Origin of the sequence: Arcticibacter pallidicorallinus (assembly GCF_003002875.1) — a bacterium.
GTDB lineage: Bacteria > Bacteroidota > Bacteroidia > Sphingobacteriales > Sphingobacteriaceae > Arcticibacter > Arcticibacter pallidicorallinus.
The window spans coordinates 355,281-374,901 of sequence record NZ_PVTH01000003.1 but is presented as its reverse complement, the minus strand read 5'-3'; the positions used below and the strand labels follow the sequence as shown (position 1 = coordinate 374,901).

The 19,621-nt window shown below is 43.6% G+C and carries 21 protein-coding genes; 15 read left to right on the top strand and 6 right to left on the bottom strand.

Annotated features, from left to right (window positions below; all coding sequences use genetic code 11):
- Positions 1 to 174 precede the first annotated feature (174 nt).
- Genes B0I27_RS06600 through B0I27_RS06585 form a run of 4 tightly spaced genes read left to right on the top strand, consistent with a single transcriptional unit; the run spans position 175 to position 2,941 of the window.
- Positions 175 to 933: a CPBP family intramembrane glutamic endopeptidase gene (locus B0I27_RS06600; RefSeq protein ID WP_181276701.1), complete on the top strand. Its 759-nt coding sequence runs from the start codon at positions 175 to 177 to the stop codon at positions 931 to 933.
- A complete protein-coding gene (locus tag B0I27_RS06595; protein WP_106292423.1) occupies positions 926 to 1,129 on the top strand; it encodes a putative signal transducing protein in 204 nt (67 codons plus the stop codon). The genes B0I27_RS06600 and B0I27_RS06595 overlap by 8 nt, the downstream gene beginning before the upstream one ends.
- Positions 1,126 to 1,926 carry a phosphatidate cytidylyltransferase gene (locus B0I27_RS06590; RefSeq protein WP_106292422.1) on the top strand — a complete coding sequence of 267 codons (801 nt, stop codon included), beginning with the start codon at positions 1,126 to 1,128 and terminating at the stop codon, positions 1,924 to 1,926. Before B0I27_RS06595 ends, B0I27_RS06590 begins: the two co-directional genes overlap by 4 nt.
- Before the next feature lie 4 nt (positions 1,927 to 1,930).
- Entirely contained in the window at positions 1,931 to 2,941 is a 1,011-nt protein-coding gene (locus tag B0I27_RS06585; protein WP_106292421.1) for an energy transducer TonB, read from the top strand.
- 45 nt (positions 2,942 to 2,986) lie between these two features.
- On the opposite strand, the gene mfd is transcribed toward B0I27_RS06585, so the two are convergent.
- On the bottom strand, positions 2,987 to 6,331 hold the full coding sequence (gene mfd / locus B0I27_RS06580; RefSeq protein WP_106292420.1) for a transcription-repair coupling factor: 3,345 nt from the start codon (positions 6,329 to 6,331) through the stop codon (positions 2,987 to 2,989).
- Between the two features lie 184 nt (positions 6,332 to 6,515).
- Between mfd and B0I27_RS06575 the strand changes: the two genes are divergently transcribed.
- The 6 genes from B0I27_RS06575 to B0I27_RS06550 all read left to right on the top strand — a co-directional run bounded on the left by B0I27_RS06575 (position 6,516) and on the right by B0I27_RS06550 (position 9,992).
- Positions 6,516 to 6,929, top strand: a complete 414-nt coding sequence (locus B0I27_RS06575; protein ID WP_106292419.1) for a DUF4199 domain-containing protein — start codon at positions 6,516 to 6,518, stop codon at positions 6,927 to 6,929.
- 1 nt (position 6,930) lies between these two features.
- Positions 6,931 to 7,230, top strand: a complete 300-nt coding sequence (locus B0I27_RS06570) for a DUF2752 domain-containing protein (RefSeq protein WP_106292418.1) — start codon at positions 6,931 to 6,933, stop codon at positions 7,228 to 7,230.
- Complete coding sequence (locus B0I27_RS06565) at positions 7,227 to 7,592, top strand: TM2 domain-containing protein (RefSeq protein ID WP_106292417.1); 366 nt, start codon at positions 7,227 to 7,229, stop codon at positions 7,590 to 7,592. The genes B0I27_RS06570 and B0I27_RS06565 overlap by 4 nt, the downstream gene beginning before the upstream one ends.
- A 72-nt stretch (positions 7,593 to 7,664) precedes the next feature.
- Complete coding sequence (locus B0I27_RS06560) at positions 7,665 to 8,156, top strand: hypothetical protein (RefSeq protein ID WP_106292416.1); 492 nt, start codon at positions 7,665 to 7,667, stop codon at positions 8,154 to 8,156.
- A complete protein-coding gene (locus tag B0I27_RS06555; protein ID WP_106292415.1) occupies positions 8,143 to 9,240 on the top strand; it encodes a Nif3-like dinuclear metal center hexameric protein in 1,098 nt (365 codons plus the stop codon). The genes B0I27_RS06560 and B0I27_RS06555 overlap by 14 nt, the downstream gene beginning before the upstream one ends.
- Positions 9,240 to 9,992 (top strand): zinc ribbon domain-containing protein, encoded by a 753-nt coding sequence (locus B0I27_RS06550; RefSeq protein WP_106292414.1) that lies wholly within the window; start codon positions 9,240 to 9,242, stop codon positions 9,990 to 9,992. The genes B0I27_RS06555 and B0I27_RS06550 overlap by 1 nt, the downstream gene beginning before the upstream one ends.
- A gap of 90 nt (positions 9,993 to 10,082) precedes the next feature.
- Here B0I27_RS06550 and B0I27_RS06545 read toward each other — a convergent pair whose 3' ends face one another.
- The gene (locus B0I27_RS06545) at positions 10,083 to 11,153 is read right to left on the bottom strand and encodes a PA0069 family radical SAM protein (protein WP_106292413.1); all 1,071 of its coding nucleotides are present in this window, start codon (positions 11,151 to 11,153) and stop codon (positions 10,083 to 10,085) included.
- 230 nt (positions 11,154 to 11,383) lie between these two features.
- Here B0I27_RS06545 and B0I27_RS06540 point away from each other — a divergent pair, with 230 nt between their 5' ends.
- Genes B0I27_RS06540 through B0I27_RS06530 form a run of 3 tightly spaced genes read left to right on the top strand, consistent with a single transcriptional unit; the run spans position 11,384 to position 13,916 of the window.
- Positions 11,384 to 12,166 (top strand): MlaE family ABC transporter permease, encoded by a 783-nt coding sequence (locus B0I27_RS06540; protein ID WP_106292412.1) that lies wholly within the window; start codon positions 11,384 to 11,386, stop codon positions 12,164 to 12,166.
- The gene (locus B0I27_RS06535) at positions 12,166 to 12,939 is read left to right on the top strand and encodes an ABC transporter ATP-binding protein (RefSeq protein WP_106292411.1); all 774 of its coding nucleotides are present in this window, start codon (positions 12,166 to 12,168) and stop codon (positions 12,937 to 12,939) included. The genes B0I27_RS06540 and B0I27_RS06535 overlap by 1 nt, the downstream gene beginning before the upstream one ends.
- Positions 12,939 to 13,916 carry an MlaD family protein gene (locus B0I27_RS06530; RefSeq protein WP_106292410.1) on the top strand — a complete coding sequence of 326 codons (978 nt, stop codon included), beginning with the start codon at positions 12,939 to 12,941 and terminating at the stop codon, positions 13,914 to 13,916. The genes B0I27_RS06535 and B0I27_RS06530 overlap by 1 nt, the downstream gene beginning before the upstream one ends.
- A gap of 34 nt (positions 13,917 to 13,950) precedes the next feature.
- On the opposite strand, the gene rnc is transcribed toward B0I27_RS06530, so the two are convergent.
- The 3 genes from rnc to B0I27_RS06515 all read right to left on the bottom strand — a co-directional run bounded on the left by rnc (position 13,951) and on the right by B0I27_RS06515 (position 16,331).
- On the bottom strand, positions 13,951 to 14,679 hold the full coding sequence (gene rnc / locus B0I27_RS06525) for a ribonuclease III (RefSeq protein ID WP_181276700.1): 729 nt from the start codon (positions 14,677 to 14,679) through the stop codon (positions 13,951 to 13,953).
- 142 nt (positions 14,680 to 14,821) lie between these two features.
- Positions 14,822 to 16,075, bottom strand: coding sequence for a beta-ketoacyl-ACP synthase II (fabF, locus tag B0I27_RS06520; RefSeq protein WP_106292409.1), 1,254 nt, complete (start codon positions 16,073 to 16,075; stop codon positions 14,822 to 14,824).
- Between the two features lie 19 nt (positions 16,076 to 16,094).
- Positions 16,095 to 16,331 (bottom strand): acyl carrier protein, encoded by a 237-nt coding sequence (locus B0I27_RS06515; protein ID WP_016194153.1) that lies wholly within the window; start codon positions 16,329 to 16,331, stop codon positions 16,095 to 16,097.
- A 129-nt stretch (positions 16,332 to 16,460) separates the two neighbouring features.
- On the opposite strand from B0I27_RS06515, the gene B0I27_RS06510 reads away from it, so the two are divergent.
- Together B0I27_RS06510 and pyk are read left to right on the top strand one after the other, a co-directional pair.
- The gene (locus B0I27_RS06510; protein ID WP_245925447.1) at positions 16,461 to 16,898 is read left to right on the top strand and encodes an IPExxxVDY family protein; all 438 of its coding nucleotides are present in this window, start codon (positions 16,461 to 16,463) and stop codon (positions 16,896 to 16,898) included.
- Positions 16,899 to 16,954: 56 nt separating this feature from the next.
- A complete protein-coding gene (pyk, locus tag B0I27_RS06505; protein WP_106292408.1) occupies positions 16,955 to 18,385 on the top strand; it encodes a pyruvate kinase in 1,431 nt (476 codons plus the stop codon).
- Here pyk and B0I27_RS06500 read toward each other — a convergent pair.
- Positions 18,382 to 19,449, bottom strand: coding sequence for a hypothetical protein (locus tag B0I27_RS06500; RefSeq protein WP_146133097.1), 1,068 nt, complete (start codon positions 19,447 to 19,449; stop codon positions 18,382 to 18,384). The two genes, pyk and B0I27_RS06500, sit on opposite strands and share 4 nt — an antisense overlap.
- Positions 19,450 to 19,621: the final 172 nt, after the last annotated feature.

The window sequence follows — 19,621 nt, the reverse complement described above, 5'->3', positions numbered from 1 at the left end:
ACAAAAGTACAAAATTATCGTATCATGCCTGAATATGGGTCAGTTCAACGTCATCCTTTAATGTCACTCTTTTATCTGGTAATCTTTATAATCCTAGGGTATGCGTTATCTTCCATGCTTGCTATAGCAGTTCTTTTTATGATAAATGGGGGATCGATGGCCTCACCAGCCAATATGAGTTCTAAAGGATCACTATTGCTTATGCAGTCCATTGTTTCGATAGGTTCATTCATTGCACCTCCCCTGGCCTTACATCAATTTGAAAAGAGGTCAGGTTCAGAATACCTTAAATTTGGGGGTAAAATCTCAGGCAGAGTAATCATCCTAACCGTTATACTGATGTTCAGCATTGCACCCTATATCGACTGGACTGTCAAGATTAATCAAATGATGGATCTTCCGGCTTTTATGGAAGGTTTGGAACGCTGGATGCGAGAAAAAGAAAGAGAGCTTGCTGAATTAACGAAGCATCTCCTGACGATGAAATCACCTGCAGATTTGATGATAAACCTCGTCGTGGTAGCTGTCATACCGGCAATAGGTGAAGAATTTCTATTTAGGGGATGTTTCCAGACGATCATCACCAGGATAACGCGAAATCAACATCTTGGGATATGGCTTGCAGCTGCGATCTTCAGCGCGATACATATACAGTTCCTTGGGTTTTTCCCAAGAATGTTTCTTGGGGCCCTATTCGGTTATATCTTCGTGTGGAGTGGAAGTATCTGGCCCGCGGTGCTGGCGCACTTCGTCAATAACGCTACCGCTGTAATCAGTGCTTACGTCATGCAATTAAAGGGTAAGTCGCTCGACAGTATGGATAATACTTCAACATCACTGCTGGAAGCATCGGTAAGTCTGTCTTTCGCCTTACTTATATGCTATACAATTTTTAAAATATCTAAACAGAAAAAGGAAGTACTGAATGACTAAAGGCTGGGTTAAAATTTATAGTTCATCTGACTTCTTCAAGTCTGAAATTGTTAGACAAGTGCTGATAGACCACGAGATAGATGCTGTAATCTTAGATAAACAAGGCTTCCCGTACAAATTAGGAGATGTGGAAGTTTACATACACGAGGCTAATTTTCAAAAGGCTATCGAGATCATTATTAGTAACGAATTATGAAAACCAGAGCAATAACAGGCTTTTTCTTTGTCTCAATTATGCTTGGGTCAGTTCTCTTAGGAGAAAAGACCTTCGCTGTCTTCTTCCTTATCTTAAGCATGCTGTGTCTGGACGAGTTTTACAGATTGGTTAAAAAAGATGTGCTTAGGCCTCAACGCATAACAGGCGCGCTCCTTGGCCTGAGCGTTTTTTCATCTGTATTGTACCAATTGATGAATGGCGAAACTCGTTACCTCCTGCTGATAGTACCGATCGCTGTAGCCGTCTTCATTTTTGAACTTTACCGGAAGACTAACAATCCTTTCCAGAACCTTGCCTTTACCTTTACGGGTGTCATTTTTACCGTCATTCCTTTTTGCTTTTATGCAGGAATCGGTTTTATAGAAGGCATTTACAATTTTCACTATTCTCTTGGATTCCTAATATTGTTGTGGTCCAGTGATACCGGTGCCTATCTGTTTGGCAGAAGCCTCGGTAAAAACAAACTTTTTAAGAGGCATTCGCCAAAAAAAACATGGGAAGGTTTCTTCGGAGGCATGATCGTGAGTTTGCTGGCAGCGTTCATACTCAGCACACAATTTACCGGCATATCCTATATCCACTGGGCGATAATATCGCTCATTATTGTGGTCGGAGGTACGCTCGGTGACCTCTGTGAGTCAATGCTCAAGCGCAGCTTCGATGTGAAGGACTCCGGAAGTTTACTTCCCGGGCATGGCGGCGTCCTCGATCGCTTTGATGGATTATTTATAGCGGCACCGCTGGTTTACGTATATTTGGTAATTTTTACAACATAGCTACATGGACCTCACACCCGAAAACAACAACGAAGAGAATGAAAAGGATCCGGTAAGATCTGATCGATCGCTATGGTATATGGCGATTGGCCTCGGACTGCTAATTCTTGTAATGGGCTATCTTACGCTGTTTGTGGATGATCCATGGAGTATATTTTCAAATGATAAAACGCCGGTAACGGTAATTGACGATAATTCCTTACTCGATCAGAACGCCTCGATGAATGATGAACAGGTACGGTCGTCGCTTGTGAAGTTTATAGAAGCTTTCTATCATGATCAGCGCAGGGGATATTTCGATCCGCCCAGTTATTTCGCGCCTTTAACAGAGACCTTCTACAACTACCATAATCTTGATTATACCCGCCTAAAGGATATCTATTGGAAGCGTATGTCTCAAGTAAGCAGTTTCAGCAGAACCTGGGTAGTTTCGTCGCTGGAATTCTCACGCGCAAATTCCAAGATAACGGCTACTTATTGGGCTAAGGAACGCTATTTTCGACCATCAGTGAGACAACAGTATTCTGCCGACCTGAAGTATGAAATGCGGATCAATGAAGAGGGTAAAATAGAATCTCTGACTGTGATAGAAACCCGAAACGAATCTGTTGTGCAGCTTGCACCTGATACGATATCAACTCCTCCAGACGAAGAGTTTACACCGGATATTGCGGTAGAAGCCCCTGCGGAAAATAAGATCTATGATATGGCTCAGGTTGAAGTAGAACCAGAATTCAACGGGGGACAGAGAGAATTGTCAAAGTATATTGCATCAAGCCTGAAGTATCCGGCAGCTGCCCGTCAGAATAATGTTCAGGGCAAGGTTTATCTTAGCTTCATTGTCGAAAAAGATGGCTCTATTGCAGATGTAAAGGTTCGTCAGGGAATAGGAAGCGGCTGCGATGAAGAGGCTGTTCGTATTTTGCAGGGTTCTCCCGCATGGAAGCCGGGATCAATCAAGGGTGCTTCCGTAAGAACCTACTGTATTTTGCCTTTAACCTTTCAGCTGCAATAAGAAAAATTTAAATTATAATACTTTGGATAATGGTTAAAAGCGCCATTATCCAAAGTAGATTTGCTCAAGTACTTCTATTGCATCGTCGAGGTTGCGAACTTCCTCCACCGCTAACCTCAGGGTTTTTTTAACTTCCCGAAGGTTACACCTCCGACCGTTTGCTTTAACAAACTGAAGAACATTACCGAACTGCGTGCTCTCAAAATAAGGAGACTGCTGATTCGATATGAAGTAGCCTTTGAGCGTATTTTTCTTTAAAGAAACCTTTTCAAATCCTATTTCTTTTCCCAGCCACTGAAGTTTAAGAGTCTTAAGCAACTCCTTAACCTGCAGAGGGACGGGACCAAACCTGTCTGCCAGCTGCTTTTCAAATGCCGAAAGCTGCTCGTCGGTCTCTAGTTTGGATATTTCCGTATAAAGATTATATCGCTCGGTAATATTCGTTACGTAACTATCAGGAATAAGGACTTCCAGATCCGTGTCTATCTGTGTGAATGATATAAGCGGTCTTGGCTTTTCATCTTTAAAAAGGTCTTTGAACTCCTCATCTTTCAATTCTATAATAGCTTCATCGAGGATCTTGTGATACATATCGAAACCAATCTCAGCGATAAAGCCGCTCTGTTCAGCACCCAGTAAATTCCCGCTGCCTCTGATGTCTAGGTCACGCATCGCGACATTGAATCCGCTGCCGAGGTCAGAGAACTCCTCAATCGCGCTTAGACGCTTCCTGGCTTCAGAAGTAAGAGTTGAAAGAGGCGGACTAAGTAAATAGCAGAACGCTTTTTTATTAGATCGGCCAACTCTACCCCGCATCTGGTGCAGGTCACTTAATCCAAACATGTGGGCATGATTGATTAAAATCGTATTGGCATTCGGAATATCCAGTCCCGCTTCGATAATGGTAGTAGCAACCAGAACATCATAGTCCCCGTTGATAAACTTAAGCATCACATCTTCGAGAGCATCCCCTTCCAGCTGGCCGTGGGCTATTCCAATGCGCGCATTCGGAACCAGCTTCTTAATCAGACCTCCCAGTTGCGGCAGATCGTTTACCCGGTTATGGATAAAGAAAACCTGTCCGTTCCGCTCCAGTTCAAACTCCACGGCTTCCTTGATCAGCGTATCGTTGAAGATATGCAGTTCAGTAACCACCGGCTGTCTGTTAGGTGGAGGGGTAGCTATGATAGAGAGGTCCCTCGCTCCCATGAGCGAAAAGTGAAGTGTTCGAGGAATGGGGGTTGCGGTTAGCGTCAACGTATCGACGTTCGCCCTGAGCTGCTTAAGCTTCTCTTTAACCCCGACACCGAACTTTTGCTCTTCATCGATGATCAGTAAGCCCAGGTCTTTAAATTTCACATCTTTACTTACCAGCCTGTGAGTACCTATCAGGATATCAATCTTACCTTCCGCAACCTTCTGCAAAGATTCCTTTACCTGTTTGCTGGTTTTAAACCGGTTGATATAATCGATATTGCAAGGGAAATCGTCAAGACGGGCTTTAAATGTTTTGTAATGCTGATGGGCGAGGATGGTCGTTGGAACCAAAATAGCCACCTGCTTACTATCCGCAACAGCTTTAAAAGCCGCTCGTACAGCAATCTCTGTCTTGCCAAATCCGACATCCCCGCATATCAGGCGATCCATTGGATGTGGAGATTCCATGTCCCTTTTTACGTCTGCTGTAGCCTTTTCCTGATCGGGAGTATCCTCATAGATAAACGAAGCTTCCAGTTCTGTCTGAAGATAAGTATCCGGCGGGAAGGCCGTCCCGTTTTGAGCCTTCCGCAGCGCGTACAGCTTGATCAGGTCCCGGGCAATGTCTTTAACTTTTTTTTTAGTAGTTTTCTTGAGCTTCTCCCAGGTATCGGTACCTAACTTATTCATCCGGGGCTGCGTACCCTCTTTTCCTGAATATTTGGATATCCTGTTCAGGGAGTTGATATTCACATACAAGAGGTCATTGTCTGCATACACCAATCGAATCATCTCCTGAGTCTTTCCATTGACTTCCACTTTTTCCAGTCCAGCATACTTTCCTATACCATGGTCAATATGGGTAATATAGTCTCCAGATTTAAGGTCTTTAAGCTCCTTAAGAGTGATAGCCTGCGACTTGGTGTATCCTTTTTTAAGCTTGTATTTGTAGTATCTGTCAAATATCTGATGGTCTGTGTAGCAGGCAATTTTCTGCTCATAATCCAGAAATCCTTCCCTGATCGATATATGAATCGGTGTGAATGTTATCGTACGATCTATATCGCTGAAAATAGTATATAAACGTTCAACTTGTTTTGAGGAATCAGTAAAAATATAGTTGGTTAACTTCTGAGCCTCATTCTGCTTGATGTTATGAATCAACAGATTGAAGTCCTTATTGAAAGAGGGCTGTGGTTTTGTATCAAATTCGATTACTTTTCCCGGTGAATAGAAGAACTGCTTTCCAAACTCGACTATTGCGAAATCCCTAAGCTGGTCTGCCAGAAGCTTGTCTTCGGTAAAGTTGAACTTAGGGTCTATCCACTCCTGGTTCTGTTGCTTATCCGCTACGCTGAGGCCTTTCCATAGTTCGGCAGCCTTCTTATATCCCGTTTTCAGGATATCAAGCGTAAACTGTACATCCTTAAACCAGATTGAGGTATTCGGATCGATGTATTCCAGGAGAGATATATTATGTTCAGTCAGAAATTTCGACTGCACATTCGGCACAATCGTAATGCTCTTGACATGCTCCTCAGAAAGCTGATCCTCAATTTTAAACGTCCTGATGCTCTCAATGAAGTCGCCAAAGAACTCGATTCTATACGGGAGGTCATGAGAAAACGAAAATATGTCAACGATGCCACCCCGGATGGAGAACTGACCTGGCTCATACACGAAATCTACACGCTCAAAGTCGTATTCGATGAGAAACTCGTTGATGAATTCAATGCTGAGCTTGTTGGATACCGCTATCTCCAGGGTGTTTTTCTCCAGAGAATCGCGATTGATGACCCTCTCAGCTAAAGCTTCAGGATAAGTCACGATCACCTTGCCGTATTCTGTAGAATGAATAAGCTCATTCAGAACTTCGGCACGAAGCAGTACATTGCCACTATCAGGCTGCGTAAATTCGAAGGGTTTGCGGTAAGACGACGGAAAGATCAATACCTCTTTCTCTAATAGACTTTCCAGGTCGCTTTGAAAATAGGCCGCTTCATCTCTGTCTGGCAATACAAAAAGCATATTGGTGTGCTGGATGAAGTAGGTTGCAGTAGCAACCATCGCATCACTAGAACCTACCAGTCCCTTTAAATGCACCCGTGGGCTCTTAGACGAATTTAATACCGAAGCGAGACTTTCAACTCTTGCGTCTTTTTTATACTGATCTAATATGTTCCTTATATTCACGTGTCTAAATCTTCACAAATATACATTTTCATGCAGGGATACTCCAAGACTGCTTATGATGAATGGAAAATTGCCCTTGCATAACTATAAACGCGATTGGTAGGGAAAATATGTTAAGTGTAAGGAACAATTCCTGATAACCGGATGTTAAGCATAACAATACATTTACTAAACATCTTAAAATATGAAAAACGCAGTCAAATACGGAGTGATAATAGGTCTTTTAAGTGGTGTATGGATATTCTTCCTGCATCTGATGGGTGTCTACGAAGAGCAGTACCCGAAGATAGACAAAGCTTCCTGGCTGGAATATGTTTCCGTCTTCATACCTCTTATAGGACTCTATCTGGGAATCAAAAGCTTCAGAAATAACTTTAACGGGGGACGTATGGAATTCTTTGAGGGAATCTTTGAAGGCTTTAAGATCATGCTTGTAGGAGGTATAATAGCAGCATTTTTTGTAGTTGTATACGTACAGTTCGTTAATAATGAACTGGGGGCCGATATTATGGGTCGCGTAGGAGCAGCCGGATTCGTTGGGGTGTTGTTTACATTATCTATTTCCTTACTTTTAATGAATAAACAGCGAAATCTATAAGTTGAAAATAAGTGGTCTGCTAATCGAGCTTGCTTTTTGGGTAACGGCACTGTGTCTTCTGGCCTTTGCCGATCTGGATTCAACTCCCCATCTTTCACTGTGTCCGCTAGCTAATTCCGGTTGGCACTGGTGCCCGGGATGTGGCTTTGGCAGATCCCTGATCGCTATTCTTCATGGTAATTTCATCAGATCGTTAGATTATCATTGGTTTGGTCTTCCCGGGATGCTCATTTTATTTCATCGAATAGTTTCTCTATCGATGAAAATAAAAGTAACTTTCCTGTCTAAATCAGTTATATGAATCTGCATAATCTTCTCTATGGTATTAGAGGAATCACACCGGAAGAATTTCAATTTCTTAGTCAGTTAACTACCGGAATGACCGATGAACAAGCACAGCGCTTTGTTATGCTTTACTCGGGCAAACGATTCAGCACGGACACTGTGCTACTTTTCACGCTTTTGGGCTTTATTGGTGTTGCTGGTGTGCAGCGATTTGCGACCCGTCAGATCGGTATGGGCATTTTGTATTTCTTCACTGCCGGTCTCTGCTTTATCGGTACAATTGTCGACCTGATCAATTACAGAAGCATAGCCAACGACTTTAATCAAACGGTGGCTGTCGAGAGCGCTCAGATGATAAAGATGGTTTATAACCGCTAGAGATCACACCTGTCAGCATTCCTGGCTAAATGTGTACTTTTGTCTGCTCAAGACAAATATTAATACAGAACTATGGCTCCACTATTTATAGCCGCTTTCATCAGCCTCTTAATGACAGGCTTTTTTTGCTTTAGCATCACGAAAACACTCTCTCATGTCGCGCCCGAAAATCAGGATATAAAACCTAAACTTATATGGCTGCTTCTCATTCCCGGCTTTAACTGGATCTGGAATTTTGTGGTTGCTACCAAGCTAAGTTCATCGTTAAAGAAGGAGTTGACGGCACGCGACTTTGATGTAACCGAAAGACCCACATTTATGCAGGGGATGCTTTATGCAGCAATATCCCTTATATCCGTTGTCCCTTCTGTGATGATCAGACTGTCTGCTAAAACTCCCGAAGAGATGATCAACGCCACTAAAGGCATTCCGGATAACGTAGCCATTGCTATTGAAATTATCGGCATCCTGCAGATCATCCTTTTTCTGACCTATTGGTCTAAGATAAGCTGGTACAAGAATGTCCTTGAGAAAGACGAGCAGAAGGAATATGAAGATAAGTGATATAACCCAATATCTGGAAGGCATTGCTCCTCTTTCTTTACAGGAAGACTACGATAACTCTGGCCTCATAGTGGGAGAACCTCATACCCTGGTTACTGCTGCGCTGATTAGTCTGGACTGTACCGAGGCTGTTATAGACGAAGCGATCAGCAAAGGCTGCAACTTGGTTATTTCCCACCATCCGATAGTATTTAAAGGCTTGAAAAGGTTCAATAAGAAGAATTACGTTGAACGAGCAGTGATGAAGGCTATTAAGCATGATATTGCTCTTTATGCCATCCATACCAATCTCGACCATGTAAGCGGTGGGGTCAATGCTAAGATCTGTGAAAAGCTGGGCTTACAAAACATGCAGATCTTGTCACCCAAGAAAAATCTACTGAAGAAGCTGGTCACATTCGTGCCCCTGTGCCACGTGGAACGGGTAAGAAACGCCGTTTTCCAAGTTGGCGCTGGACATATCGGAAACTATTCAGACTGCAGTTTTAATGTTACCGGAACCGGTACGTTTAAAGCAGGTGAGAATGCGGGTCCTTTCGCAGGAAAGGTAAACGAACTGCATCACGAAGAGGAAGTGAGAGTCGAAACCATTTATCCCGATTATCTGGAGCGCAAAGTATTGGTAGCATTACTTGAAGCCCATCCTTACGAGGAAGTAGCTTACGATCTCTACCCACTGTCTAACTCATTTTATCAGGCAGGAGCAGGCATGGTCGGAACTCTGCAGACAGCGACAGACGAAATGGAGTTTCTTCAATTCGCGAAGTCAGCCCTTGGTGCCAGGGTCATCAGACACACCGCGCTCAGAGGGAACCCGGTCAGACGTGTAGCCGTCTGCGGAGGCTCAGGAAGCTTTCTCCTGCAAGCAGCAATTTCGGCCGGAGCGGACGTATTTATCACGGCAGATTTTAAGTATCATGAGTTTTTCGACGCGGAGGGAAAAATCGTCATTTCAGACATGGGACATTTTGAAACTGAGCAATTTACGCAGGAGCTGTTATTTGATATTATTAAGAAAAAATTTCCTAACTTTGCAATCCATTTAACAGCAATAGATACAAACCCCATAAATTACTTAATTTAATGGAACAAACCGTAGAACAGAAGCTTAAGGCTTTATACGAACTGCAAACAATTCACACCAAAGTTGATAAGATCAGACAGGTAAGAGGTGAACTTCCAATGGAGGTTTCCGATCTTGAAGATGAAGTTGCCGGTCTTGAAACTCGTATACAAAAAATAAAAGCTGATCTTGATGATCTGGAGGACTCAATCGTTACCCGGAAAAACATGATTAAGGATGCTCTTGCTAATACAAAGAGATACGAAACACAGCTTAACGAAGTAAAGAATAACCGTGAGTACGATGCTATCTCTAAGGAGATCGAAATTCAGGGTCTTGATGTTCAGGTAAGCGAGAAGAAGATTAAGGAATTTAACTTCGAAATCGTTAATAAGACTCAAGTATACGAAAGAGCTCTTCTTGATCTTGAAGAACGTAAGAAAGATCTTGAACTGAAGAAGTCCGAATTGGAGAATATCACTTCTGAAACTCAGAAAGAGGAGCAGGAGCTTTCTGCTAAGGCTGCTGAAGCGGAGGTAAACATTGACGAAAGACTTCTTACTGCCTACAACCGTCTGCGTGGAAATGCTAAAAATGGATTAGCTGTGGTAACTATTCAGCGTGATTCATGCGCAGGATGTTTCAATCAGATTCCTCCTCAGCGTCAGTTAGACATCCGTCAGCATAAGAAGATCATCGTATGCGAGCATTGCGGAAGAATACTTGTTGATGAAGCGTTAAGCGGTGAGCACACCGAAGAAGGTGTTTTCTAAATAAAGAATAACGGATTTCTATCCGTTTCGTCTATATATAAAACGAGAGAGGCTATACTGTTTAAACGGTATAGCCTCTCTTGTTTTATATCAAAACAGCGAAGTCTGCCTGCCGCTGGCGGGAAGGAAGTGACTTAAATCAAAGTCCGGAAGCTGGTTATCCGGCATATACTTCTTCAGAGCGATAGCAAATAACGAGTGGATACTCTCCGCTATTTTACCATCGCCCTTCATACGCGTTCCCCATCTGGAGTCGTTTAGCTTGCCTTCGTGACATGATGCGATCATATTCAGCACCTTATTGGCCCGATCAGGATAGGCCTTGTGAAGCCAGTCAGTAAAAACTTCCGAAATCACTCCGTTTAGCCTCACGAGGGTAAACGACGCTGCCTTCGCGCCTTCGTTCGCTGCTGCTCTCACCAATGCGGGTATTTCATCACTGTTTAGTCCGGGGACTATAGGAGCAATCATGAGGTGTACCGGTATGCCCGCCTTGCTTAACGCTTGGATAACCTTCAAGCGGCTGTTCGCTGTCACTGTTCTCGGTTCCATCTTCTGTCTCAAACTTTCATTCAGCGAATTGATGGTTATTGATACATGAACAAGGTTGAGCCTGGCCAAAGGCTCCAGAATATCCAGATCCCGCACAATAAGATTGTTTTTACTGATGATGCTCACAGGATGCTTATATTTTAAGAAAAGTTTTAGTAGCTCCCTGGTAATACCCAGCTTCCGTTCGATGGGCTGATAGCAGTCGGTGTTTCCAGACAGCATGATGGGATGAGGTGAGTATCCCCGTTTATTGAAAAATGCTTCAAGCAGTTCTGGTGCGTTTCGCTTCACGATGATCTTACGTTCGAAATCCAATCCGGCGCTATATCCCCAATATTCATGCGAATTTCGTGCATAGCAATAGAGACAACCGTGTTCACATCCCTGATAAGGGTTCACAGAGTACATAAACCGAAGGTCCGGACTTTCTGATTTGCTGACGATACTTTTCGGATAAGTATCAATGAGCTGCGTAGCAGTATGTTCGTATAGCTCTTCATCTATCCCTTCAATATGCTCTTTTACGTACCGGATGCTTGAGAATTTGCTATGTGTATTTATTTGGGCTCCCCTACCCTTAAAGTATTCGTTATTGTTTTCATAAGGCATAGTTAAAAATACTAAAAATATTAGTAATACCCAACCTTATTTTATCACGTATTTATTTTATCTGAAACAAATAGGCTTGAATTTATATCTTATTACAAGCAATTACATTAATATGAGAATAATCATATGTTAGATAATATATTTTCAAGTAAGTTTGCGGCACGCATGAATTTTTTGAACAAAAGACAAAAAAAGTCAGGAGCTCAGAGCAGTACCTCACACATTCATCTATGAAGAAATCAGGTAAATACATTATTTCCAAAAAGATAGACGGGGTTTTCACAACCTTATATGATGTCTACCGATTCTTATTAAGATTCTTCAAAGAAGTGCTTTTTCCGCCCTATGAGTTTAAGGAACTGGTGAAGCAGTGTTACGATATCGGATATAAATCGTTACCCCTGATCACACTGACAGGCTTTATAACAGGATTAGTGTTCACTAAACAGTCGCGGCCTTCTTTGGCAGAGTTCGGTGCCGCCTCATGGCTTCCAAGTCTGGTATCCATTGCAATTATCAGGGCCCTGGCGCCACTCGTGACAGCACTTATCGCGGCAGGAAAGGTTGGATCGCAGATTGGGGCAGAACTGGGTTCCATGAAGGTGACTGAACAAATCGATGCGATGGAAGTATCCGGCACCAATCCTTTCAAATTCCTGGTCGTAACCCGCATGATAGCAACGACCTTTATGATACCCATACTGGCTATCTATACCGGGGTGGTGGCACTTGCAGGCTCATTTATCAATGTTACACAGAATGAGCAGACCAGTTTTTCTTCCTTCGTCGAAAGCTCCCTGCAAAACATATCCTTTCTCGACCTGTTTTCATCTGTTATAAAAGCGACGCTATTTGGCTTCACTATTGGAGCTGTGGGATGCTATCAGGGATATAACTCTTCAAAAGGCACGGAAGGCGTAGGTAAAGCGGCGAATTCTGCTGTTGTGGTATCCATGTTCCTCATCTTTATTGAAGAGATTTTAGTAGTTCAGGTAGTTAACGCAATACGCTGATGGAAAAACCTATTGCACCCGTCGATATGAGCGAACATCCTATTTCCATCAAAGGATTGAGGAAATCTTTTGGTGATCTTCATGTTTTGCGCGATATCGATCTGGAACTTTATAAGGGCGAAAACCTGGTAGTGCTGGGGCGCTCAGGGACAGGAAAGTCGGTATTAATCAAAATCGTATCCGGATTGCTTAAGCAGGACGCCGGTACGGTGAACGTACTCGGGCAGGAAGTCGACAAGTTGACGACAAAAGAACTGCAACAACTACGTTTAAAGATTGGGTTCTCGTTTCAGAATAGCGCGTTATATGATAGTATGACGGTTAAAGAAAATCTTGAATTTCCGCTGGTTCGGAACGCTCCGCATGTCACAAGAAAGGAGATCGACCACGCGATCGAGGAAGTACTCGAAGGAGTTGGACTGTCACAGGCCTTAAACCAGATGCCGTCTGAATTATCGGGCGGACAGCGTAAACGTATCGGTATCGCCCGAACGTTGATCATGCGGCCGGAGATCATGCTCTATGACGAACCTACTGCAGGGCTCGATCCAATCACCTGCATAGATATAAACAACCTCATAAATGAGGTTCAGGAACGATATAATACATCATCCATAATCATCACTCACGACCTGACTTGTGCTAAATCAACCGGCGACCGTATCATGATGCTACTCGATGGCCGGTTCGAGAAGACGGGCACATTTGAAGAAGTGTTTAATACAGAGGATGAACGCATTCAAACTTTTTATAACTATAATTTTACATCTTGATGGAAACTTCAGAAAATAAACGCTCAGTAATAGTTGGCATTTTTGTGTTCCTGGGTATTGTCCTGTTCGTAGCCGGTATTTTTACGCTTGCAGGACAACAAAAACGCTTTGTGAAGAGTATTGAGCTGAATGCAATTTTTGATAACGTAGCGGGTCTTAAAGTCGGAAATAACGTGTGGTTTTCCGGGGTAAAGATAGGCACTGTGAAGAAGATCGACTTTTACGGTACCTCTCAGGTCAAAATCAAAATGAACGTAGAGCAAGAAGCTCAGAAGTATATACATAAAAATGCTACTGCCCAGATCAGTTCTGAAGGGTTCATCGGAAACAGGATCATCGTAATAGAGGGTGGAAACATCAATTTACCCGTGGTCGAATCAGGAGACCGTCTTCATGTTAAGAAAGCGCTGAGCACGGACGCCATGCTGGAAGACTTGCAGGCAAACAACAGAAATCTGATTGAAATAACAGGAAATTTAAAGGTTATTAGCGGTAAGATGGCAAATGGCGAAGGCGCTATCGGAGCGTTGCTCACTGATTCGCTTATGGCCGGAAATCTGAAGAATACTATGGCTGGCTTGAACAGTGCGTCTCAGAATATTAACCGCACCGCTGTATCACTTAGCGCTTTTTCAAATAAGCTAAATACTAAGGGCGGTCTGGTAGATGAGCTGCTCACCGATACGGGAGTCTTCTCTCAGCTTGAAGGATCTGTCGGAAACATCCGGAAGCTCTCCGTTGCCGCTGCTTCCCTATCTGAAGATCTGAGCACAGCAGGGCAGAAGCTGAATGACAAGAACAACGCGATAGGTGTATTATTAAACGATCAGGAATCGGCAGCGAGCCTTAAAAAGACCTTGACGAATCTGGAAACCAGCTCCCAGAAGCTAGATGAGAATTTGGAGGCTTTACAACATAACTTTTTGCTTCGCGGATTCTTCCGCAAGAAGGCTAAAGAAGAAGAAAAGATGAAGTAAATAAAGGATGGTGCGGGCAGAAAACCCGTGCCATTTAAATTCCGAGATCCTCGCAGGCTTTTTCAGCTGCCAGCTTCTCGGCATTCTTTTTATTGTAATCGCGTCCCACGCCTCTGGTTTCACCGTCAACCAGCGCATTCACCGTAAACAGTTTCATGCTCTCACCTTCACCGTTAGGAACGATTTCAAAGAGAATATCCTTTCCCTGGCGCTGGCACCACTCAATAAGCTTACTTTTGAAATTTGTCTCCGTATTCTCAAGCGTAAGGATGTCAATATGCGGCTTGATTATACGCATCAAAAGGAAATTATGCGTGAACTCGTATCCTTTGTCCAGATAGATCGCCCCAATCAATGCTTCAAAAGCGTCACCTAAAAGGGAGCTTTGCTTTGTAGGGAAGTTGACGATGCGATTATCGTACTCAATGAGCTCATCAAGACCGAGCTTTTTAGCGAGCTGATTAAGGTTAACGCGACTCACAATCTTCGAGCGCATTTCAGTCAGAAAACCTTCTGTTTTGTAAGGATAGCGTTTGAATAGCTCGTCAGCAATGACAGCTCCCAGCACTGCATCACCCAAAAACTCCAGCCTCTCGTTACTGTTTTTCGTACCGTTCTTCAGGATGATGGCAACAGAACGGTGCCTGAAAGCCATCCGGTAAAGCTTAATATTTCCGGGCACAAAGCCAAGAAGGTTCCTCATCAAGGAAATGTACTTGCGTTGAGGAGAAAAATAAAGCTTATAAATTGAGGATATTGGCATTCGTGTGTTTGATCCATTTATTAAATGACAAAAGCCCGAAGTCGGTAATTAAGGCATTTAAAATAAATCCATCTTCCATGATAAATTTATCTCAAATGCAGATCAGACAGACCCGGGCCTTATGGCAATTAATAAATCCAGTTTAATCTTCGTACTTTCTAAAGATTACGGAAGCGTTGTGACCACCGAAGCCGAAAGTGTTGCTTTGAGCAGCACGTACGAGCCTCTTCTGAGCTGTATTGAAAGTTAAGTTCAGGCGTGGGTCAATCTCCGGATCATCAGTAAAGTGGTTGATTGTTGGAGGTATAATGTCATTTTTAACAGCAAGGATGGCAGCAATACTTTCCACGGCGCCGGCGGCTCCGAGTAAGTGCCCTGTCATCGACTTGGTCGAACTGATATTCAAGCGGTAAGCATCTTCACCATAAAGGGCTACAATGGCTTTAGACTCGCTCTTATCACCCAATCCGGTCGAAGTACCATGAACATTGATGTAATCTACGTCGGCAGTAGTCAGTCGCGCATCTTTCAACGCATTAGACATAACCAGCTTAGCACCTAATCCTTCCGGATGTGGCGCTGTGATGTGATTGGCATCAGCACTCATACCCCCACCGATAATCTCAGCGTAGATCTTAGCGCCGCGGGCAATTGCATGGTCAAGTTCTTCCAATATAATGGTTCCTGATCCTTCTCCCGCAACGAAACCGTCTCTGTCCTTATCGAACGGACGAGAAGCGGTAGCAGGATCATCATTCCTTGTAGAGAGTGCATGCATGGCATTGAAGCCACCCATTCCCGCTTCATTAATGATGGACTCAGAACCACCGGAGATGATTACATCAGCCATTCCCAGGCGGATGTAGTTAAAAGCATCAATCAACGCATTGGTTGATGAGGCACAAGCAGAAACAGTAGAAAAGTTAGGACCTCTTAAACCATATTTAATAGAAATATGACCCGGCGCGATATCCAGAATCATCTTGGGGATGAAGAAAGGATTAAATCGCGGAGTTCCGTCACCAAGTGCAAAGCTCGTTACTTCGTCCTGAAACGTCTTCAAACCTCCAATGCCCGAGCCCCAGATTACTCCGATGCGGTGGGTGTCAAGGTTCTCAAAATCCAGGCCGGCGTCTGCAACGGCTTCATCAGTAGAAACAAGTGCATACTGTACAAATGGGTCTAACTTTCTTGCTTCTTTACGATCAAGAAAATCTTCAGGTTTGAAGTTTTTAACCTCGCAGGCAAATTTAGTTTTAAATAAACTTGCGTCAAACCTCGTAATCGGAGCAGCGCCACTCACCCCATTGATCAGACCATTCCAATATTCGGGAACGGTATTTCCAATTGGGGTAAGTGCACCAAGTCCTGTTACTACAACTCTTTTTAGCTCCATTTATGTTTTGGCAGCGTGATTACTTTACGTTTTTTTCTAAGTAGGCAATAGCCTGACCTACAGTACCGATTGTTTCAGCCTGGTCATCAGGAATAGCTACATTGAACTCTTTTTCGAACTCCATGATCAGCTCAACGGTGTCTAGTGAGTCAGCTCCTAAATCGTTTGTAAATGATGCTTCAGGATTCACCTCACTCTCATCCACTCCTAATTTTTCCACGATAATTGCTTTTACTCTTGAAGCGATATCAGACATAGTTTCTATTTTTTATATGGTTATTAATTATCTGCAAAGAAAAATAAAATCTGATAAATATCAAACCTTTTTGTTTTTGGTTAAAAATGATCAACATCACATACCCAATGGCTATTGTTTTGTACCTTCGTGGCGGTTTCAGCAATCATTTTGAACAGATTTACTCTAAAATACGAATTAGATCTCGATTTTGTTTTAGTCGCGATAACATCTTCACTAAAAGATTATACGCTCGCCTTCAAGATCAATCGGCAAATATCACATGATTTTGCTCGTATGGAAGATTTATCTGTTCCCAATGCCAGCTCAGGTCACTCCTTCTTCTCCAGGTATTTTTATCAACTACCTGAATCTGAGACGGATCTCTTTTTGCTGGCAAACAAAGGTACGGAGGGTTATTTGATACCCGAAATGAAAAACGTAGATTACTTTATTTTAGTCAGGAATTTTATTGACCAGGAAGACCTGGATCATATGCTCGGAGGGATTAATCGCATACCCGAAGTGGTCGTGGCGGCAGAAGTTGATCCAGGGAAATTAAAATCTAAAGAAAATCTGATATTTTAGTAAATAATTAATGGTGTATAATGTACACCTTTACAAACATAATAGTTTAGGTTAAAATGAGACAAGTTCACAAAAGGACAAAGATAGTTGCCACCCTCGGGCCGGCTTCCTCCAGCAAAGAGACTTTGCTGGCCATGATCAAGGCAGGAGTAAACGTATGCCGTTTGAATTTTTCTCACGGAAGTCAGGAAGATCACCAGAAGGTGATTGATGTTATCCGCGAGATCAACCATCAGTACAAACTGCACGTGGGAATCCTGGCCGACTTACAAGGCCCGAAGATCCGGATTGGAATGGTTCAGGATGGCGGTATTAAGCTCGTAAACGGCAGCCAGATTGAAATTACAACGGAAGAAATGGTTGGCAACGATCAGCAGATCTACATTACCTACTCCAGCTTTCCAAGAGATGTACGTGCCGGCGAAATCATCCTTCTGGATGACGGAAAGCTGCAAATGCGCGTAATCGATACCAATAATAAAGACAAAGTTATTTGCGAAGTTGTACATGGCGGAATTCTTACATCTCGTAAAGGTGTAAACCTGCCTAATACTAAAATATCTATTCCAAGTTTAACAGAAGATGACTTGCATAACCTGGAATTCGCGCTTAAGAATGACGTAGAGTGGATCGGTTTATCTTTCGTTCGTACTGGCGAAGACATCATCGACCTGAAGCGCATCATCAACAGGAGCGGAAAAACTGCAAGGGTTATTGCGAAGATCGAGAAGCCAGAGGCTATCGAAAATATCGATGCGATTATTGCTGCTACCGATGGAGTAATGGTTGCCCGTGGTGACCTGGGTGTTGAGATGCCAATGGAGCAGGTCCCGGTTCTTCAAAAGATGATCGCAGCAAAGTGTCTGCAGGCCTCTAAGCCGGTTATCGTAGCGACACAGATGTTAGAAAGTATGATCACTACACCTCGCCCTACCCGTGCAGAGGTAAATGACGTAGCGAACTCTGTGCTTGACGGAGCTGACGCAGTGATGCTAAGCGGTGAAACTTCAGTGGGTGAATTCCCAATCATCGTTATTGAGACCATGAGTAAGATCATCAAGAATATTGAAGAAACAGCTTATCCGTACCAGACACCTAAGAAATTAGACGAAAGTTCTCCTCGTTATATGTCTAATGCAGTTTGCGGTTCTGCCGTTTATCTATCTGCGAAGACCAATGCAAGAGGTATCGTAGCCATGACTTCTTCAGGCTATACCGCTTTTGAAATATCAAGTCACCGCCCGAAAGCAGGGACCTATATTTTTACTAACAACAAAGGACTTTTAGGTACTCTCAGCTTGCTATGGGGTGTAAGAGGATTTTATTACGATAAATCAGAGTCTACTGATCAGTCTATCAGTGATGTGAATCGTATCTTGAAAGAAGAAAAAATGATTATGCCAGGTGATGTGATCATCAATACAGCTGCAATGCCGATCGAGAAAAAGGGTAAAACCAACATGATCCGTGTAACAACTGTTGACTAATAGTTATCACTTAATAAACAAGGGGCTGTATCTGCTAAGGATATAGCCTCTTGTTGTTTATGCCCTCTTGAAGAAATAATCTGCGGTTTAGAAGAAAACGACACCCGCTTCCCCGCTTGGAAATGCACCTTGCTTTCCTCTTCTTTCGGTCGTTTCTTCGTGGTTATTATCGCCGTCGTTGTCATTTTCTCGTTCCTTCGTTCCTGCTCCCGCAGCAGCCGGTTACCTTCATAACACATGTTATTAATGGATGCTCCTCTTACTTGCTGCGCCTCGTTGAGCTCCATATTCACAGGACCCGCAGGATATTCTCCCGGTTCTTCCGCGTGGAAAGCAGCGATGATCGAACAGGGACTGAACTCCTTGCTGTTGAGCAATACATAGCCTTCTTCCATCCGGGTTTCACTATAAGCCAAAAGCGATACGCTGAGCATCAGCAGCTGATCGGCTTCCGGCCGGGTTTCAAAGCGGATTTCCTGGGCTTCCAGCTTTCCCTGCCAGCGAAACTCCACATCTTTCACTTCCAGATATTCATAGTACTCCTTCCGGAAGTTGAAGCCGATCAGACTGAAACGGAGGCGGTACTTGCTCACTGGTTTACTGATGCTTAGCGGTACCTTCAGGTCGGTTTTGGCGTTTAAGGCCCCCATGAAAACGCTTAGGCGACCTTCCTCATCCCGCTCCACCCGCTGGCTAACCTGCAATACTTCGCTCATCCGGCTTTTGATATTAAAGTCCATCCCGATGAGGCTCTCCAGGTCCGCATCATGCAGGTCACGCTGACCAACGCTTCCTGTGAGGCTATCCCGAAGACCCCGGTACACCAGCTGCGTGCTGCGGCTCACCGCCTCGCCGTCCCGGTGCACGTAGGCCGGCTCGAAGGCCTGCCTGATCACTGCCGCCGTCGTACTGGAGAGACCAAACTCCGTGGAGGCCTGGATGCTGGCACTGGTCTGTTCGAATTTGCGGGGTTTCCCCTGGATGATGTTCATTTCGCGGTACCCGCGATATACAACGGAACCTGCCTTGCCGCGAACGATTCCTTTCTTGTCTACTTTTGCCATAACCTTGTTTGATTTGGAGAACAAGGTACCGCGGCAGAAAACCTGTGACGATTTTTTCGCCAAAATCGACAAAATTTTATGGATTTTTTAAAATTCCGTACCTCAAAAGCAGTCAAGCCTCGCTTAGGCTGAGCTTAGTACTTCTTTATATGAAGAGCTATATGTACGGATG

Bases quoted from the DNA above. Each gene is read 5' to 3' on its own strand.
- B0I27_RS06600 (WP_181276701.1), top strand. From the start codon at position 175: ATGAGTTCTAAAGGATCACTATTGCTTATGCAGTCCATTGTTTCGATA.
- B0I27_RS06595 (WP_106292423.1), top strand. From the start codon at position 926: ATGACTAAAGGCTGGGTTAAAATTTATAGTTCATCTGACTTCTTCAAG.
- B0I27_RS06590 (WP_106292422.1), top strand. From the start codon at position 1,126: ATGAAAACCAGAGCAATAACAGGCTTTTTCTTTGTCTCAATTATGCTT.
- B0I27_RS06585 (WP_106292421.1), top strand. From the start codon at position 1,931: ATGGACCTCACACCCGAAAACAACAACGAAGAGAATGAAAAGGATCCG.
- B0I27_RS06575 (WP_106292419.1), top strand. From the start codon at position 6,516: ATGAAAAACGCAGTCAAATACGGAGTGATAATAGGTCTTTTAAGTGGT.
- B0I27_RS06565 (WP_106292417.1), top strand. From the start codon at position 7,227: ATGAATCTGCATAATCTTCTCTATGGTATTAGAGGAATCACACCGGAA.
- B0I27_RS06560 (WP_106292416.1), top strand. From the start codon at position 7,665: ATGGCTCCACTATTTATAGCCGCTTTCATCAGCCTCTTAATGACAGGC.
- B0I27_RS06555 (WP_106292415.1), top strand. From the start codon at position 8,143: ATGAAGATAAGTGATATAACCCAATATCTGGAAGGCATTGCTCCTCTT.
- B0I27_RS06550 (WP_106292414.1), top strand. From the start codon at position 9,240: ATGGAACAAACCGTAGAACAGAAGCTTAAGGCTTTATACGAACTGCAA.
- B0I27_RS06545 (WP_106292413.1), bottom strand. From the start codon at position 11,153: ATGCCTTATGAAAACAATAACGAATACTTTAAGGGTAGGGGAGCCCAA.
- B0I27_RS06540 (WP_106292412.1), top strand. From the start codon at position 11,384: ATGAAGAAATCAGGTAAATACATTATTTCCAAAAAGATAGACGGGGTT.
- B0I27_RS06535 (WP_106292411.1), top strand. From the start codon at position 12,166: ATGGAAAAACCTATTGCACCCGTCGATATGAGCGAACATCCTATTTCC.
- B0I27_RS06530 (WP_106292410.1), top strand. From the start codon at position 12,939: ATGGAAACTTCAGAAAATAAACGCTCAGTAATAGTTGGCATTTTTGTG.
- rnc (WP_181276700.1), bottom strand. From the start codon at position 14,679: ATGCCAATATCCTCAATTTATAAGCTTTATTTTTCTCCTCAACGCAAG.
- fabF (WP_106292409.1), bottom strand. From the start codon at position 16,075: ATGGAGCTAAAAAGAGTTGTAGTAACAGGACTTGGTGCACTTACCCCA.
- B0I27_RS06515 (WP_016194153.1), bottom strand. From the start codon at position 16,331: ATGTCTGATATCGCTTCAAGAGTAAAAGCAATTATCGTGGAAAAATTA.
- pyk (WP_106292408.1), top strand. From the start codon at position 16,955: ATGAGACAAGTTCACAAAAGGACAAAGATAGTTGCCACCCTCGGGCCG.
- B0I27_RS06500 (WP_146133097.1), bottom strand. From the start codon at position 19,449: ATGGCAAAAGTAGACAAGAAAGGAATCGTTCGCGGCAAGGCAGGTTCC.